The organism is Brevibacillus reuszeri (assembly GCF_001187725.1).
Classification (GTDB): domain Bacteria; phylum Bacillota; class Bacilli; order Brevibacillales; family Brevibacillaceae; genus Brevibacillus; species Brevibacillus reuszeri.
Genome location: NZ_LGIQ01000005.1, coordinates 374,845 through 392,797 on the forward strand (window position 1 = coordinate 374,845; position 17,953 = coordinate 392,797).

Annotated in this window: 17 protein-coding genes; 14 read left to right on the top strand and 3 right to left on the bottom strand. The window is 43.6% G+C overall.

The annotated features are described in order from the left end of the window. The first annotated feature begins 330 nt into the window (after positions 1-330). The 4 genes from ADS79_RS05345 (at position 331) to ADS79_RS36585 (ending at position 4,086) form a co-directional block, all read left to right on the top strand. The gene (locus tag ADS79_RS05345) at positions 331-1,776 is read left to right on the top strand and encodes a YcdB/YcdC domain-containing protein (RefSeq protein WP_049737381.1); all 1,446 of its coding nucleotides are present in this window, start codon (positions 331-333) and stop codon (positions 1,774-1,776) included. Between the two features lie 754 nt (positions 1,777-2,530). Beyond that, on the top strand, positions 2,531-2,878 hold the full coding sequence (locus tag ADS79_RS05350) for an MmcQ/YjbR family DNA-binding protein (protein ID WP_049737382.1): 348 nt from the start codon (positions 2,531-2,533) through the stop codon (positions 2,876-2,878). A 163-nt stretch (positions 2,879-3,041) separates the two neighbouring features. Then, positions 3,042-3,599, top strand: a complete 558-nt coding sequence (locus ADS79_RS05355) for a DUF1697 domain-containing protein (protein WP_049737383.1) — start codon at positions 3,042-3,044, stop codon at positions 3,597-3,599. Between the two features lie 289 nt (positions 3,600-3,888). Next, a complete protein-coding gene (locus ADS79_RS36585) occupies positions 3,889-4,086 on the top strand; it encodes a helix-turn-helix domain-containing protein (RefSeq protein ID WP_084765634.1) in 198 nt (65 codons plus the stop codon). 45 nt (positions 4,087-4,131) lie between these two features. Here ADS79_RS36585 and ADS79_RS05365 read toward each other — a convergent pair whose 3' ends face one another. Continuing rightward, on the bottom strand, positions 4,132-4,713 hold the full coding sequence (locus ADS79_RS05365; protein WP_049737384.1) for a YiiX/YebB-like N1pC/P60 family cysteine hydrolase: 582 nt from the start codon (positions 4,711-4,713) through the stop codon (positions 4,132-4,134). 651 nt (positions 4,714-5,364) lie between these two features. On the opposite strand from ADS79_RS05365, the gene ADS79_RS05375 reads away from it, so the two are divergent. Continuing rightward, positions 5,365-6,855, top strand: a complete 1,491-nt coding sequence (locus ADS79_RS05375) for a HelD family protein (protein ID WP_236699890.1) — start codon at positions 5,365-5,367, stop codon at positions 6,853-6,855. Positions 6,856-7,173: 318 nt separating this feature from the next. On the opposite strand, the gene ADS79_RS05385 is transcribed toward ADS79_RS05375, so the two are convergent. Next, positions 7,174-7,836 carry a hypothetical protein gene (locus tag ADS79_RS05385; RefSeq protein WP_049737388.1) on the bottom strand — a complete coding sequence of 221 codons (663 nt, stop codon included), beginning with the start codon at positions 7,834-7,836 and terminating at the stop codon, positions 7,174-7,176. Between the two features lie 982 nt (positions 7,837-8,818). Between ADS79_RS05385 and ADS79_RS05390 the strand changes: the two genes are divergently transcribed. The 8 genes from ADS79_RS05390 (at position 8,819) to ADS79_RS34125 (ending at position 15,946) form a co-directional block, all read left to right on the top strand. After that, the gene (locus ADS79_RS05390; RefSeq protein ID WP_049737389.1) at positions 8,819-9,829 is read left to right on the top strand and encodes an ATP-binding cassette domain-containing protein; all 1,011 of its coding nucleotides are present in this window, start codon (positions 8,819-8,821) and stop codon (positions 9,827-9,829) included. A 23-nt stretch (positions 9,830-9,852) separates the two neighbouring features. Beyond that, on the top strand, positions 9,853-10,641 hold the full coding sequence (locus ADS79_RS05395; RefSeq protein ID WP_236699926.1) for an ABC transporter permease: 789 nt from the start codon (positions 9,853-9,855) through the stop codon (positions 10,639-10,641). Positions 10,642-10,829: 188 nt separating this feature from the next. Then, positions 10,830-11,393, top strand: coding sequence for a class I SAM-dependent methyltransferase (locus ADS79_RS05400; protein WP_049737391.1), 564 nt, complete (start codon positions 10,830-10,832; stop codon positions 11,391-11,393). A gap of 134 nt (positions 11,394-11,527) precedes the next feature. After that, positions 11,528-12,226, top strand: coding sequence for a response regulator transcription factor (locus tag ADS79_RS05405; protein ID WP_049737392.1), 699 nt, complete (start codon positions 11,528-11,530; stop codon positions 12,224-12,226). Then, positions 12,219-13,295 carry a sensor histidine kinase gene (locus ADS79_RS05410; protein ID WP_236699891.1) on the top strand — a complete coding sequence of 359 codons (1,077 nt, stop codon included), beginning with the start codon at positions 12,219-12,221 and terminating at the stop codon, positions 13,293-13,295. Before ADS79_RS05405 ends, ADS79_RS05410 begins: the two co-directional genes overlap by 8 nt. 241 nt (positions 13,296-13,536) lie before the next feature. Further along, positions 13,537-13,764, top strand: a complete 228-nt coding sequence (locus ADS79_RS05415) for a FeoA family protein (protein WP_049737394.1) — start codon at positions 13,537-13,539, stop codon at positions 13,762-13,764. Next, complete coding sequence (feoB, locus tag ADS79_RS05420; RefSeq protein ID WP_049737395.1) at positions 13,761-15,770, top strand: ferrous iron transport protein B; 2,010 nt, start codon at positions 13,761-13,763, stop codon at positions 15,768-15,770. The genes ADS79_RS05415 and feoB overlap by 4 nt, the downstream gene beginning before the upstream one ends. A 20-nt stretch (positions 15,771-15,790) precedes the next feature. Beyond that, complete coding sequence (locus ADS79_RS34125; protein ID WP_084765638.1) at positions 15,791-15,946, top strand: FeoB-associated Cys-rich membrane protein; 156 nt, start codon at positions 15,791-15,793, stop codon at positions 15,944-15,946. Between the two features lie 216 nt (positions 15,947-16,162). Here ADS79_RS34125 and ADS79_RS05425 read toward each other — a convergent pair whose 3' ends face one another. Next, positions 16,163-16,693, bottom strand: coding sequence for an ECF transporter S component (locus ADS79_RS05425; RefSeq protein WP_049737396.1), 531 nt, complete (start codon positions 16,691-16,693; stop codon positions 16,163-16,165). 189 nt (positions 16,694-16,882) lie between these two features. Between ADS79_RS05425 and ADS79_RS05430 the strand changes: the two genes are divergently transcribed. Next, entirely contained in the window at positions 16,883-17,707 is an 825-nt protein-coding gene (locus tag ADS79_RS05430) for an AraC family transcriptional regulator (protein WP_049737397.1), read from the top strand. Positions 17,708-17,953 lie beyond the last annotated feature (246 nt).

Consider the following 17,953-nt stretch of genomic DNA (forward strand, 5'->3'; position numbering starts at 1 on the left):
GCCATATCTCCTGATTTTCACCTTCAATACTCTGCAGTGTTTTAAAAATACGTTGGTTAGCCCAGTCTAAATGCTCATACATCTTTTGGATCGTTTTCAATACGAATCACCCTCTACCAATTCTTATGCCCGATAGTTGAGCAATGCCGTCAGCCTACCTCTTTATTATTTCAGTCTACAACATTATTATCTAGTCTAAATTTTTTCTATTTTCGGACATATGAAGTCGTTTTTCTTGTGAGATATGTTTTCTTATCATGTGACAATCATTTCCAAATATCGTCTTAATTGTGTGAGCTTCAACGTCAAAAAAAGATGGAGGATACACGTATGACCACTCAAAGGCGTTATCCTGTACTGGCAGGCATCGTACTAACAGCCGCACTGCTCCTGTCACCAGCCATGGGCACAGTCATGGCAAATCAGGCGGGCAACCAACAAGCAGCAGCTAACCTTCAGGAAAATCAATTAAGCGAAAAGGCAAAACGAACGGAGCAAAAGCTGCAAATGCTCTTCCCAGCGCTCGATGACACATCAAGACAAATTACCTTGGAAACGAAAGACCACCTGCCTGTGTACGAAATCCGTTATGAAAAAAATAATGAATTCTTTGCCAGAGCCTATATCCATGCAGAAACCGGGAAACTGCTTACGTTTTTATTGAATGACAAGGATCTAGAAATTCCTGATGACAAGCTTGCCTATAAGAGCGCCGATATCTTTATGGAGGGGTGGATCGGTGAAATGCGCAGCCTGTACAAGGTAACGCGGCTTGGTGTAGGCGATGTCATCTATAGCCGCTATGTAAATGGCATTGAGGTAGTTGGTGATGAGTTTCAGCTGGAAGTAAACAGTGCGGGACAGGTAACCAGCGTTTCGGAAGGAGAAAACACGCTGACAAACGTCAATCCTGCTGACTTCCTCCCTCCAGCCCAGGCTGTGAAGAAAGATCAGCTCAATCGTTTCATCGCACCTCATCTGCAACTCATGTACACCCTTGGTGAAAATAAGACCGATCTCGTCTACTCCGCTGTATTCTCCGGTTATGTAGACGCAGTAACAGGAGCTGAGTTGATCCCTGTTCGGCAATACAAAACCTGGAGATGGAACCCAATCTCCCTCACACCCGGTGGAAAGGTAGTAAAGGTGAAGAATGAGCAGGAGGCAACGCGGATTTATGAAAGCGAGTTTGGTATCAGCTTGAAGGGTAGTACCTTCAACGGTGTCAGAGACGAGAAGGAAAGAGTCTATGTTTCCCCTGATGAAAATGAGGTTTTGTTTACGAAGGATGGCGTTGTGATCGGTTTTATAAGCTATTCGAACGCCGAACCCAAAAAAGGGAAGCCAACATTGTCGGAAAAGCAGGCTCTTGAGAAAGCTGTTCAGTTCCTGCAACCATATCTCAAACAGGAAGAAAAGGAGTTCTACTACAGGGTGAATCCAGATACGCAGAATCCACATGAGTATGTAGTAGAGTTTGTGCCATCTGTTGAGGGACTTCCGCTGAAATACGGACCAAGTATTGGTATTTGTGTGAATGGAGTTACGGGGAAAATCACCAGGTACCATCAACAACTCGACCAAAAGCCTGCCAAGCTCCCGGATAAGAGGAAGGCTGTCTCCACAGATGCAGCAGCCAAGGCATTGCTGGCGAAGCCCACTGAACTGCTATACATCTATCCACTTATTAATGGAAAGAGGTTGGCCAAACCGGTTCTTGCCTATTCAATTCATATTAACAATATCAATGCCCTGACAGGTAAGGTCGAAGAGTAGGACTCAAGGATGTTGTCAGGCAGAAACTGGTATGTTAAAATCGTGCTGACAATTAACGATAGGAGATGAAGAGGATAATGTAATCATTCTTGCCACTTTTTTAAAGAATAAAGCAGAATTTGTCTTATTCTTTATTGGCAAGATCGTTACCTTATTCTTTTCTCTCAGAAAATATATCCTTTTTATACCCTGAATGGGTTGGATGTGCCGTATTTTTTGAGCTACAGGAAAGGTAACTTTCTTGTAGCTCTTTTTTATTCTGACAAAGGACCATTTCTAGGAGGATGAAAGCGATGGAGATTGAGGTTGTAGATGATTATGTGGACCGGTTCCTGTTAGCTGAAACGGTTCACCAAAAAACAAATCGGTTGCCGGAGGTTTACCAATCTATCGACAGGTGCACGTAGCGATTCGTCTGCAAACGCATATGTTCTGTATAGTTGGTTAATGACGTGTCAAAGCGCTAACTGACGGCTGCTTTTTTACGTTTTCTCCGGCGGTAAGGAGAAGACATGAGACTAACCTCAAAATAGGAAACGATTCGGCGAATATTGTCCGACTTCAAGCAGCCCGGTATCGGTATGCTCAGAGAGTGGACGCGATTTTCAAGCAAAACATCGGCGAATACGGAAGGATGACCATACTACCTAAATTTTTGCGCGATGAGTTGACCCGGATACTTGGTTCGAACGTCTGTAGCATCGTTCCGGAAAAGGAACTCGGTATATCGCAACTTTTACGGGAGGTGAGGGGCGTGGTTACTACGGATGATGTTCGAGATTTAGCGCTTTCCCTGTCGGAAACAGAAGAACACGAGCATTTGGGAAAATTATCGTTTCGGGTGAGGAACAAAATTTTTGCAGTGATTCAGCCTGACGGGGTATCTGTTGCAATGAAAACGACGCATGATAACCGGGAGGCATATACGTCAATCGCCCCGGAGGTCTTTCGAGTGCCTGACAGTTTCGCGAAACTTTCCTTCATGATGGTTCGCATCGATCGTATCAATCAAAAAGAATTTGGTGATTTACTGATACAAGCATGGAAGCTTGTATCACCTAAAAAACTGGTTAAAGCCTACAGTGAATCTTGCAATCGATAGTTTAATCAAGGCGGGTAAAGATCGCTTCATGAAACAGGCACACATATCATACGAAACCATACCAATTATCTGGATTCATATGTTTTTTCGGTAATTTCTGTTAACATTGATATTCAAGGATATTTAACTTCCTTCTGAAATGAAACCAATCCAGGAGGTAATGATGGTCTATACTGCTCTGCTCCGCGGGATCAATGTCGGCGGAAAAAACAAAGTAGATATGAAAATACTTAAAAAATCATTCGAGCAAGCCGGAATGAAAAACGTCGTAACGTATATTAATTCGGGCAATATTATTTTTACAAACGCCGACCACTCCAAAAATGATATAGCGCATATTCTTGAAAAAGCGATTCTGAATACCTTCGGATTGCATATCAAGGTGCTGGTGCTTAGTTTAGAAGACATGAAGAAAGTAATGTCCTCGCTTCCCGAATCATGGACAAACGATGATAAAATGAGGAGCGACGTCCTTTTTTTATGGGAAGATATCAACGACGAATCCGTTCTCGATCAGCTGACCTTCAAACCGGAGATCGAAACGGTGAAGTATGCTCCAGGTGCAATTCTATGGGCGATTGACAAAATTAACGTGACGAAAGGCAGCATGACAAAGATGGTTGGTACGAAATTGTATAAACAGATGACGATCAGGAATGTAAATACGACACGTAAAATATATGAGCTTATGCTGGAAACAGAAAAACAATGGATAGGATGAATGCGGACGTCATCATAAAAATCCAATATGACAAGACACTTATGTACACATGTTTCGTGATGGAATTTTAAGTAATCGTGAGTTGGGCAGCCACGATGGGAAAGCGCTACACTGGCAGTGTAGAGGTCAGCGATTCGATCCCGCTATGCTCCACCATATGATAGACATTAAAACCCTTGAGAAATCAGGGGTTTTCGTCATTTTAGGGATGGCAGCCAACCAGAGGATATGACCAATTAGGTCTGTTGGGGACGGATTATTTTACACCTTTTTTTAAAATTTTCGGGAAATACTTGCTGAACGGGGATTATCAGAGCGCCAATTTGCACTTGCAACAAAAATTATGGTGGGTACGCTTTACCAAATATGCAACAATAAAACAGAACGATTGGCTTTGAAAACCATTGAAGCTATCTGTAATGAATTGAACCTAGATCCGAGTGACAGGATCAAAAGAAAAAAGGAAAAAGAAAACGGGACTCTCTAATAGAATCCCCGTCTCAGGTTACACATTATTACCTAATTGTCCCTATTACCAACTACCAATCTTAGCTACTACGCTAGTATCGTCTAAATCTAAAATATCATAGGGCATAAACATTTGAACACTATTTGGCCTCCGGTCATTAAAATTGACATCCGCTCCATAGTAATAAGCTTGCCAAACTATTTTGGAGCAGTATGTAGGCGAGGCACCACTCAATTTATTAGTTAGACCGTATGTTGCATCTGAGTATTCTTCTGCAAACTCAGTTGCCCACGCGCCAGCTTTTTTAGCTGCTTTACTACTGCTATAACGGACAACCTTAATATTTGATTTATACCTTTTGAAAAATTTTGAAATAGATATATCTTTGGGATTCTCACCATATCCTCCTATATGCACAACGGTATAATTATCCGTTACGATGGCTGCATGTCCAGTCAATCCAGCTGAAGAGGTCTGATTAGTTACCAGCATATCTCCTATTTTTACTTTTACACTTGTGCCAGGATACGTGACCCCTGGGTCTACTTCTAGTGTAGTAAAATCAGCAGCAAAACTTACTGGGGTACATAAAGCAAAGATCATCAAGAAGAGAAAGAGTATTCTGGAAAAACTTTTGTAAATCATTCCAAATACCCCCATTTTTTAACAATATACTATTTTTACCATAAATAGACACCATTTTCAATATTCTTCCTGTATAATACGAATGAACCACTCGAAATATGGGAGAGTGAACAAAATGACTTTATTTAAGAGATTTAGTTTTTGGCTTGTTTTTCTTAGTTTTTTAATATGCTGTTTCGATTATTTCGGAAACGATGCCAAGCATATTTTGTTATTTGTAACGAATCCACTCTTCGATTACATCAGTTATGTTGAACCATTCCGTAGTTGGATAATTAAAGTAAGTCCAGATGCTGATAGTGTCATTCTTCCTACTGGATATTTGCTACACATGGTTATTTTTTTCTTGTTTGGATTGTTAATTGATACAATACTTTTGTTAAGGAAAAGAACCATAAATACCTGAGTCCCAACAGCAAGCCGGTTATTTCCTTATCATAGGAATTACCGGCTTTTTTCACCTTCAAAATCTCTTAGCTTGGGTTCTATGTTTGGTTTGCGTGGTTTGCTGGCGGTTACCTTTGGAGCCGTATCCGGGGAGGGCTTTTTCAATTTTTATTGTATATATCCATGTGAATGTCAATTGAGAGCTCCATGAACATCAACGACGACGTTCTGCAAAAGGAGCTCAGTCAAACCTCGAATGAGAAAATGAAAAATATTGTTGCCACCATTCAAAAGGAACAAAATACGATCATACGCAATGAGCATTCCCATGAACTGATCATTCAAGGTGTTGCTGGATCGGGTAAAACCTCTGTCGCACTTCACCGGGTTGCCTTTTTATTGTATAGAAATAAAGGGACAGTAACCTCTCAAAATATATGGATTCTCTCTCCGAATAAAGTGTTTTCCGACTATATTTCCAATATCTTGCCGGAACTAGGTGAAGAAAAAATGATGGAGCTTGGCATCGAGGAGATCGCGGCTAGAGAACTAGAGGGTATATGCAAATTTCAAACCTTTGGCGAGCAGGTGTCGGAGCTTGCGGTTTCGGATGACCAGTCGCTAATTGAGCGTATCCAATTTAAATCCGGCATAGAAATGGTAGAACTTTTGGATCGATTTCTTGCTGATAGGAGAGAATCTTACTTTATTCCCGTCGATGTAGCATGGAGTGACGTTCAAATTGCAAAAGAGGACATCATAAGCGCTTATCGAAGTGCGGGGAATTTGCCAATCAAGCAGCGATTGGAGAAAACGGTGTCTGTCCTTATGGCAAACACGAGAGATAACAACGGAGAAAAATTAGCAACTCCAACCGCTAAAAAACTCAAGGCAGCAATCAAAAGAATGTTTGCATCTCTGAATTTGCTTGTGATTTATAAAGATTTCTATGAATATGTGGGAAGGCCGGAGCTATTCAAGTTTAAACGAGCTAAGATATTGGAATATTCTGATGTATTTCCCTTGGTTTATTTAAAAATCCACATAGAAGGAACAAAGGGTTTCGAATCGGTGAAGCATCTATTGGTGGATGAGATGCAGGACTACACGCCCGTGCAATACGCTGTTTTGTCCCGTCTATTCAAATGCAAGAAGACAATTCTGGGGGATAGCAATCAATCTGTGAATCCTTACTCGTCCTCTTCGATACAAGAGATCAAAATGATTTTTCCAGAAGCGGATACCGTTGAATTGTTAAAGAGCTATCGGTCGACAATCGAAATTATTAGATTTGCCCAGCAGATAAACCAGAACAGCCGGATTATCCCGATTGAGCGCCATGGTCCTTGCCCCGAGATCAAACAGGCGAATAACTCGAACGACGAGATTACACAGATTAAGAGAATCATCGAAGATTTCCAAGGATCAGAGCAGCGTTCTTTAGGCATCGTCTGCAAAACACAAAGTCAGGCGCAAAAACTGTATCAAGAGATTATGGATGCTAATAGCAGCAAATCAGCCTATTTATTGGATTTTGGGAGCGATAAGTTCCATGAAGGGATTATTGTCACCTCGTCACATTTGGCAAAAGGTCTTGAATTTGATCAAGTCATCGTGCCTTTTGTTGATGCGGAGAATTATAAAACAGACATGGACCGAAGCTTGCTGTATATCGCCTGCACAAGGGCGATGCATGGTCTTACGCTTACTTATTCAGGGGAGGCTTCTCCATTTTTATTACATTTGGGGCAGTGAAGCTTTTCAAACGGATGTGGCAGCAGGCATTGCGAGACGGTACCGTAGAACGCATAGGGATAGCATCCGGTAAGAGATGGGATGAATCTAGCAGAGGGATTATGCCGGTCTCTCCATATATGATCTGCGGGCTTCCGATTTGGGGCAAATTGTCTGCCATCCGGAATGGGAAGTATATCTGTGGATGAAAATTAGTCATGGTATCGGGACACGATTACCGTGCAAGGACAAATAAACAACTTAGCTGAATGGATTACTGATGTCGCCAAAAAGTAGGGGACTAACTGCTAGTTGTAGTCCCCCTTTAAAGCATTACGTTTAGTCATTGCAACTATATTTATATTCAGGGCCTGTTTGAATAAAGTAACCACTTCTTACTTGCCCTGCCCAGTTCTGCAATGCTTCCTTCCACTGGACACTTTCAAAAAACTCATTCACGGTTACCCCAGTAGAAGAGTGCCAAGTCAGTGGCGTGTAGGGAGCAAGCGGCCCCGCATCACCCCAAATCCCTCCTGCTGAAATGGTATCTTGCTTAACAAGAATCAAAGGGAGTCCATATTGTAGTGACATGGAAGGCTCAATCTGCAAGAAGGGTGAATAGGGCTCTCCTTGACCTGTTGCCCTTGTTGGCTTCAATAATGCTGCTATCGTACCGTAACTTGAGTTGATCATCGTGCGGATATTTTCCAGGGTAGTATTCGGGTATTGGTCAGTATTCGGTATCGTCCTTGGAAAAAGAAGCACCTTCTGAATTTCCTTAAACAACCGAATGATAAATAGCTGCTCCTGAGATAATGGGGGTTGCGATGGTCCGAGAGTAAACAGGTTTTGGTGGCTAAAAAAAACAGGGATGCGAAAAAACGCGCTTGCCGCATCATTTAAATCGTTCATATCAGCGTAAGCCTGCTTATGCTTTTCATTAGAGATAGCTTCCTTTGAAGAACTATCGTGATGTTTATCTTTCAATTTGTCTTTACTCAACTTAAAATCACCTCCATTGGAATAACATATTCTGAAGTGGAGATGAAAGATTGGACAAATATACTGTTGATAGAGAATTGGTCTGAATCCCATTAGTGGGTAGACTACTTGAACGGCGTGTGCAATGAAAGGTGCAGGGGACTTTTTTCCGCCATCACCATCAGAAAGCGGGGGTGGTAACCATTCACAACTCGGCTGGCGTATTTTGTCGGAAACAAATTCTGTCAATTAAGCTGTAGTCGTTGTACGATAAAAATGCCCGTTGTAAATTTTAACCAGTTTATCCGTTGATGGAACGCCGTATGCGCTGAAAGGTGCCAGTACGGTGTGGGCTCGCAGAGGGAAAAGACGAGAATAGCGGACCCATACATGATCTTGTTTTTGTTAGAGATAGAGATGTTTTGAATTTCACTTTTAGTAAACCTGTAGGTGCAACTAGTGTAAAAGTAGAGTGTACGGAAAATGGAGGGACAAGATGGGTTACTTATCCTTCATCATTAAACGAGGAATCTACTACCTTCCAAATTTTCATAAACGAAAGCTATACATTCAATATGAGAATAAAACTGGTTGTAGAAGGTGGAATGAGAGCAGGCGATTCGAATGTTGTTCATTTTGTCCTTAATCATTGAGGGAACCATAAGCAGTTAACTTTCACTCCGATGAAAGAAGTAGGATGTTCAGATTGTCAAACTGGCAAGCTTGGAACTTCAAGCATTTCGTGTAAAATCAATCAACCACTATATGAAATGTACGAAACGGCAGAAGATGCCGTTTTTTTGTTGTACATAAAAAGAATAAATGGAACAATACCGCTCGTCACTCCTTCCGTCTCCAGACCGATCCCCACCCCCATCTCATGTAGGTGTTAGAACCAACCAAAAAGCCCTAAAATGAAAAAATGTCAGCCAGTTTACATTCAGTTTAAATCCGCAAGTTATTGTATCCATATCAAATAAACAGTGAGTAAGGAGAGGCGAGAATGAACAATGGGCATAGCAATGAATGGGCAGTAGAAGCCCGTGGGCTTGTAAAAACATTCGGGAGCAATCGTGCTGTAGACGGTGTGGATTTGAACGTGCGTGCCGGGTCGATTTACGGTGTGCTTGGTCCCAACGGAGCGGGGAAAACCACGACAATTCGCATGTTAGCGACTTTGCTCCGACCGGATGCCGGGGAAGCACGCATTTTCGGGCATGATGTGGCAAAAGAGTCGCATATCGTACGGCAGCTGATTGGAGTGACGGGACAATATGCCTCAGTAGATGAATCGCTGAGCGCCACTGAGAACCTGATTATTTTCTCCCGGCTACTTGGACTAAGTCGTTCCGAGGCACGGCGTAAGGCAGCGGAGCTATTGGAGGAATTCGGTTTGACCGAAGCCGCGAAGCGTCCGTTGAAGCATTTTTCTGGAGGCATGCGCCGCCGTTTGGATTTGGCAGCCAGTCTCATCGCACAGCCCCCACTCATTTTCCTGGACGAACCGACGACCGGTCTGGACCCGAGAACACGCTCGCAGATGTGGGATACGATCCGGCGTTTGGTGGATACAGGGTCGACTGTGCTGCTCACCACGCAATACCTCGATGAGGCAGACCAACTAGCCGACCGGATTGCGGTGATTGATCGTGGGCATGTCGTGGCAGAGGGTACCGTGGATGAACTGAAAGCATCCGTTGGGACATCGGCGCTGCATTTGCGCGTTCAGCATGAGGGAGACGTCACAAATGCCAGGGAAATTGTGGAGCAGGTGCTGGATGTTCGTTCCAGCATAACAGCAGAAGCTGGCAAGATCACAGCGCCAATGGCGGACGCCGATCAGGTAACGGATTTGCTAATCGCGCTTCGCACCCGGGGAATTCATTTGGCCGAAATCAGTGTACAGAAGCCAACATTAGATGAGGTATTCTTAACAATCACCGGGCACGATGCAACCGAGAATGTGCCGCAATCTTCCGAACAGCCGGACAGAATGGAGGAAGTTAGTGTATGAAAAGCACATCCTTGGGACGAGAGATGAACCGTCCATTAAAAAATCATTCAGGTCTCGGGCAAGCGATCCGCAACTCGCTGACGATGGCCTACCGGGGACTGCTGAAGATTCGGCGCACTCCCGAGCAATTGTTTGACGTCACGCTTCAGCCTATTTTATTTACATTGATGTTCACGTATATATTTGGCGGCGCTATTTCAGGAAACGTAGAAAGCTACTTGCCAATCATTATTCCAGGTATCCTGGTACAGACTGTCATCGGCACTTCCATCGTCACGGGTGTCCAGCTTCGCGAGGACATGGATAAAGGCGTATTCGACCGGTTCAAATCGTTGCCGATCGCCCGTATCGCGCCATTAGCCGGAGCCCTTCTCGCAGACACAGTGCGCTATACCATCGCTACCGTGCTCACCTTTGTGATGGGCTATATCATGGGCTATCATCCTGCTGGGGGACTTGGATTTGTCGCTATCGCTGCACTGCTTGTCATTGCCTGCTCATGGGCAGTTAGCTGGATTTTTGCCTTTTTCGGAGTCATTGCCCGTACGGCCTCAAGCGTACAAGGGATCTCCATGATCGTGCTGTTTCCGCTGACCTTTCTTTCCAACGCGTTCGTACCTGTGGAAACCATGCCAAATTGGCTCCAGTGGTTTGTAAACCTCAACCCGATTTCCCATTTGGTCAGCGCTGTCCGTGAATTGACGAATAGCGGCATGATAGGCTTCGAGTTTATCATCTCCCTTGTTAGCGCTGCAGTCATCGTAGCTATCTTCGCACCGCTCACTGTACGTGCATATATGCGCCGCACTTAAACTTTCATTATTGTGAAATGCTTATGGATAGCAAGCAACGTCAAAAACGGCAGAGATGCCGTTTTTTTGTTACAGAAAGATCGAATCTTACACATCCGCTCATCTTCAGAAATCCTTTAGAATTTCCTTTGCTCGTTCCGAAGAAATATTTCTTAGCATAAGGATACCGATCTGCGGGAGGGAAGCTTATGCTAGAAAATATCCAAGAAAAGCTGTTGTTTCTATACAAATTTTCACGTGCACCCAAACAAATAGGCAGCCTGACGCCGAGCTCGATCTTTTTGGCCAAAAAAATGCTCGAGCCTGTAAAGTGGAAACGGGTTGCACATATTGCAGAGCTAGGGGCGGGCACGGGTGCCATTACCAAACATATCGCAGCTGCCAACACGGAAAAGGCGAAGGTGCTGCTTTTTGAAAAAGATACGTTGTTGCGCAACAATTTAGCGAAAAGATTCTCCGCCTATGCCTGCTACCCAGATGCGTGCGAGCTTCAGGAGGCACTTCATAACGAAAAAATTGCTCATCTGGATTGTATTTTGAGCGGTCTGCCGTTTTTCAACTTTCCACAGCAATTGCGTGACCGCCTAATGGAGCAAATTGTGACTTCACTTGCGCCAGGCGGCTTATTCATCGCCTTTCAATATTCGCAGCAGATGAAAAAACAGCTAAGCGGCCTGTTCGAGATTGAGGAAATTCATTACGTACCATTGAATATTCCACCAGCATTTGTATACGTCTGTCGCAAACGCTAACGGCGAAGCAAGCAGAGACACTCTTCAATATTTGTGGTAGCTTTGCAGTAGGGAGAAGTCATTCTTTTCCAAATAAGTGTCGCATCATGCCTTCGGTGCTAGCCGAAGCAAACCTTGCAAGGGAGTGATCGAGCTTGACTCACAAAGTGCTTGTCGTTGATGATGATCCGGAAATTCGCGATGTGGTGCATATTTTTTTGCGAAATGAAGGATTTCATATTTTTGAGGCGGAGGACGGCTTGCAGGCCTTGCAAATTTTGAACCGCGAAGGAATCGATCTGATTATCCTGGATGTGATGATGCCGAATCTCGATGGGATTAAAGCATGTTTTAAAATCCGCGAAACGTCAAACATTCCGATCATTATGCTTTCCGCCAAAGGTGAGGATATCGATAAAATAACCGGGCTGACGACGGGAGCTGACGATTATGTTTCCAAGCCGTTCAATCCGTTGGAGCTGATCGCCCGGGTGAAGGCGCAGTTACGCAGGCAGAAGCTGGCCGAAGAAAGCTACGGGAAGTCTGCGACCGACAGTGGGATCATTGAAATCAACGACCTGATCATCGATAAACGGCGCCATGTTGTGACGGTGAACAAGAAGGAAGTATCGCTCACTCCACTTGAGTTTTCGATTCTGGAGCTGTTGGCTAGCCATCGCGGACAGGTGTTTCATGTGGAAAAGATCTACCAAAGCGTGTGGAAAGAGGACAAATATTTATCCGACAACACCATCATGGTTCATATCCGCAATATACGCGAAAAAATTGAGGACAACCCGCGAGAGCCCAGGTATATCAAAACGGTATGGGGAGTGGGGTATAAAGTTGAATAAGCAGTCGTTTAAAAGGTTCCTCTCTACCCTAACAGGGAGAAAGAATATCCGCGTCCGCATGTTTTGGGCCGCTCTTTTAAGCTTTTTCTATATGGCCGCTTTAAGCTGGATTCTCGCGTATTTTTCCCTCGATCCTGGGTTTTTGGGGACGGTTGGCGACTTGATTTTTATGATCATCATGTTTTTATTCTTCTTTTTCCTACTGACACGACATATCGTTCGTTATTTACGGACGCTTGCCGAAGGGCTATTAACCATAGCGGGCGGGAATCTGGATTATCGGCTGCCGGTGTCCAACGAGGATGAGCTTGGAGAAGTCGCGAAGAGCATCAACTATATGGCGGAGCAATTACAGGAAAAAATAAATCGGGAACGCAGAATCGAAAATTCGAAAATGGAACTGATTACGAATGTTTCTCATGATCTGCGCACGCCCTTAACCAGCATCATTGGTTATTTGAACTTGTTGAAGAATGACAATTACGAGGATATCGAAGAGCATAAGCGCTATATTAACAACGCCTACAACAAATCGCAACAGCTGAAGAAGCTGATCGACGACTTGTTTGAATACACGCGATTAACAAGCGGGTCGGTGAATCTTACTTTTACGAAATTGGATTGGAACGCTTTAGTGGAGCAGATCATCAATGAATTCGAGCCGATTGCCCAGGAAAATTCGCTTACGGTTCGTACCATAAGGGATCAGACGCCGATTTACGGTTATGTGGATGCGGAAAAAATGGTGCGTGCTATCGATAACCTGCTCATAAACGCACTCAAGTTTTCGATCAAGCCCGGTGAAATTACGGTACGGCTGATAGCGGATGAGCAGCATATTACCTTTGCGGTTGAAAATTGGGGCAAGCCGATATCGGAAGAGCAGGAAAAACTGTTATTCGAGCGATTTTATAAGGCCGATCCCTCCAGAAACGACCAGCACGGGTCTCCCGGTGCAGGCATGGGACTGTCCATTGCCAAAAACATTGTCGATTTGCATGGGGGGCGTATCGGGTTGAACCATCAAAATGGGCAATTTACTTTTTTTATGGAACTGGTGAGAATGTAGTCGTTCCAGGACCCACTTACTGTAAAAATACAATATACATGGAAATGGTTGGTACAAAGTGTTCAATTCCGCTATGCTTCACTATATGATAAACGCTGAAACGTTCGGATTTCCGAGCGTTTTTTTATTCGCCAGCTTGTCTCAACATGGATGTGAGTATCATATTAATTCATTTACAATTGATTTTCGTTCTCATATAATTTTATGAGTAGTAATTGTCAGGTAAATAGAGGTGGACGGATTGATTTTAACAGATATTCACGCAGGGCAAAAAGCACGAATTACGAATACGAACATGATGAGTGAACTTGTTCAGCGTCGTTTGTTGGATTTTGGAATTATGGAAGGAACCCTCATTAAGATTAAGCGTATTTTACCATTAGGCGGGCCGATTGCCATCGAAGCAGAAGGTCAACTAATAGGAATCCGCCGATGCGATGCGAAAATGATGCGGGTGGAAATTGTATGATCACTATCGCATTAGCTGGCAACCCCAATACAGGCAAAACTTCATTATTCAACAGGTTAACGGGGTCCTATGAATATGTTGGTAACTGGACAGGAGTAACGGTTGAAAAGAAAGTTGGCGTCCTGAAGGAGAATGGCCAGCACCTGGTTGATTTACCGGGAGTATACTCCCTAAATCCCTTATCCAAAGATGAGAGTGTTGCCACTCAGTACCTTCTCTATGAGCAAGTATCAAATATTTTAAATATTGTCGATGCTTCCCAACTGGAACGGAACCTGTACTTAACCGTGCAGCTTTTAGAGTATGGAAAACCGTTGACCATAGGGTTAAATATGGTGGATGTCGCGAAAGCAAGAGGGATTCATATCGACAGCCAACTTTTATCTGAGCGCCTAGGCTGTCCTGTTGTTCCCATCGTTGCTCGATCCGGAGCAGGCTGCGATGAATTAGCCAAAAAACTATCGCAATCCGGGGGTCAACATACAGCATTATCTATTGATTACGGACATGTACTTGAGAATGCTATCCGACATTTAGCTTCATTGCTTCCGGAGAATCTAGATTTACCACCGGGCAGATGGTTAGCCATTCAAGTTTTAGAAGGAAACCCTTTGGTACGCGAATTATTTTTGAAGCATATATTGGAATCTACATTGGCTGAATGGATTGAGAAAACAGAAAGAAAAATACAATCCGAAACGAAGGCAAATTCGATCGCACACCACATTCGGAGCGTTCGTGGAAACTACATTAAGTCACTATTAGCATGCTGTATGACGATAACAGGAAAGCATGAATATACGCTTACAGATCGAATCGATAGTATTGTAACGAATAAGTTTCTGGGGCTTCCCATTTTTCTGTTATTTACCTATCTAATCTTTAAACTAACGTTTGATTGGGTGGGGACATATCTATCTGATGGATTAGATGGTTTCATTACAGGACCGTTTACCGATACGCTTGAAAGCTGGCTGAAAGCTGCCGGTGCTACTCAGTTTATTGAGGACCTGATTTTACAAGGAATTGTAGCTGGTGTTGGAGGAGTTATCGTTTTCATACCGCAAATTTTTATGCTTTTCTTTCTGATATCTTTTATCGAGGATTCAGGTTATATGGCACGAGTTGCCATGGTTATGGATAAAATTATGGAGAGCATCGGTCTAAACGGAAAAGCTTTTATTCCCATGATTATCGGGTTTGGCTGCAATGTACCAGGCATTATGGCAGCGAGGACGATTGAGCAACCAAAAGAACGACTCCTCACCATTATATTAACGCCTCTCATGTCTTGCTCAGCTCGATTGACCGTGTACAGTTTATTTGTAGGGGCATTTTTTAAAGAAAACCAAGCATTGGTTGTGCTCTCTCTTTATTTATTAGGTATTATTCTTGCTATGACATTAGCGAAAATTTTCTCGTCTACCATTTTAAAGCAATCCAGTTCGTTTTTTGTTATCGAGTTACCCCCTTACCGAATTCCACAACTAAAGATTTTATTGCAAAGCACATGGGAAAAAGGGAAAGGATTTGTTCGCAAAGCAGGTACATTTATTTTCGGGGGATCCGTCGTTATTTGGTTACTAACCTATGTAGGTCCAGGTGGATTAAACGTCCCGATGAATGATAGTTTTCTGGCAATTATTGGTGGAGTCATAGCGCCGATTCTGCATCCAATTGGATTCGGCAATTGGCAAGCCGGAGTGGCATTGATAACCGGTTTTCTTGCAAAAGAAGTCGTTGTTTCCACAATGAATATTATTTACGCTGCTCCAGACATGTCCACATTGCAAGGTGTGATGGCTGACTTTTTCACACCACTTTCAGCCTATAGCTTTTTGGCTTTCATCTTATTGTATGTTCCATGTTTGGCAACGGTGGCAGCTATTCAGAAAGAAACAGGTTCCTTGAAGTGGACATGGTTCTCCGTCATGTATGCTCTTGTCATCGCTTATCTTGTTTCCATTCTCATTTATCAAGGTGGTCTCCTTTTGGGATTCCATTAACCAGGAAGAAGGGTTACGAAATGATCATTAGTGTCATTCTCGGTGTACTCATATTTGGATATGCTGCCTTTACCCTTTACCGTTTTGTCAAAAGAAGCAAAATGGGTAAATGTGCAGGATGCTCGCTAAACGAGAAGTGTTCTTCAGCCTGTTCATACCCAGAAGAAGTCCGCTAGCAAGCAAGTAGCCGAACGATTAAAAAATAATGCATAAAAGTATCCCGTGAAGCCATCACGCGTTATTTCAGGAGCGTTATTCTCTAATCGAAAAAAATGCTCAGGGGAAAAATATGATCCTCTGAGCATTTTTGAAGTTTGAAACGGAATAACATAAGTCCAGATTATTTCGTAGTCTCCTTGGCACGAAAAATAAAAATGATGAAAACAAATGCCCTAAACCTGCCCCACAATCTTCTTCAAACGCCCTGCCAGCGGAATCACAATAATCCCCGCAACGACTACTTGAAGAAAGTTCCCAGGGATGGAGCCAAACGGCTGAATCCAGTTGCCATAAAGGATAACCTCGACAAAATAATAGCCCACAATTTTAATGATGAGTGCAACAACAACTGCCAATGAATAAACAACTACGCTTTTGCCAGGTACTTTTTCGGCGATGAGTCCGGCGACATAACCCATAGCACCCACAATGACGAATGTAAACGGTGCCCATGCTGTCCAACCCGAGATGAGGTCAAACAAGCCCATCCCAAAAGCGCCTGCAATCGCTCCGGTTTTTCTGCCGTAAACAAAGGCTGCAATCAAAAGAGGCACGTTACCCAGATGGATGAGACCTCCGTTGCCCATGATAGGGAGCCTGATGTTGATGAACATAGTCGCTGCAAGGGTAAAAGCGATGAAAAGGGCATTAATGACGATCGTTTTGGTTTTTGTTGTATTTCTTGGTGAGAGAGATGAATCCATATGATAGCCTCTTTCTTTTTTATCTATTATCATACTCGGAATCAGATACTTAATAAATACACTTCTCCTAATTATTTGTGCAGGGAATTCATGCTAGTGGTGAAGCAACTTGATGCACCGTGACAACAATGGTTTAATTTGGCGTAGAGTCCGCTACAACGTTTGGATAGGGAGCAGGTGCACAGGATCATGATCGATTTGAATAAACTAGCTGAGAATTACGCGAACGATTCCTTTGAAATAGAAGAGGTATATCGTTTGGTCATCCAGCCAAAAAGTACATTGCGTGAATTTACGACAGAAAAGTACGGTTTTCTTTTTATCATTCGTGGGGAAGCCAGAATGCGTGTGAATGGAACCGTCTACGAGCTGCAGCCAGGATCTGTTTTTCATGCGGCTCCGAATATGTTGATGGACGCGCAAGTAATGAGTGCAACAGAGTACGAATACTTTGCCCTTTTTTATAAATGGGACGAGTCTGTCGATGAAAAGAGTGGTCGTAAATGCGACGCTCATTTCAAGTTGGAGCCAGCAGCGAATCCGAGATTGCTGTCACTTTTGACGATGCTTCAGCAGAATGCTCATCCCCGGGACTGGATCGGGAAGCTGCGCGTGAAGGAACTGTTTTTCCGCATTCTGCATCAGGTTTTGATCGGGTGCAGTCACAGGGAGAGTGATAACTCGCCGAGTAAAAGGGTGATTGAGGAAGCAGTTGTCTATATTCACGGTCATTATATGCACCCGTTTACACTAGACGATTTAGCCGAACAGTACGGCATGACTACGAAACGCTTCTCCTATTTCTTTCACAAATACACGGGGTTTCGCCCGATTGATTATGTCATCCATTACCGAATGGAAAAAGCGCAGGAATTACTGAGAACAGGCAATTATCCTGTCAGTGATGTTGCGGTCAGCGTAGGGTACGCTAACGCCCTTTATTTCAGCAGAGTATTCAAAAAGAAGGTCGGCGTAGCTCCCTCCGCATATGCAAACCAGGAAGAGCATTCGTGATAGTGAGCGCAAAATTAGACAATGATGCATATGGCATTCGAGATTTGTGTATTTCCATTTCGCACATCCCTTGCTACACTTTTTATTGATAATGATAATCATTTCTAGTATGCTCAAGGAAAGGTAAGTAAAAATTTGGGGCTTGCTCGACCGACCCTTGCCAGCTTGACTGGTCGTGGGAAGTAGGGCAATTCTCAGCCGAGCCGTGATAAAGCTTGTGCCGATCCGGGAGCAGGAGAGGTAGGG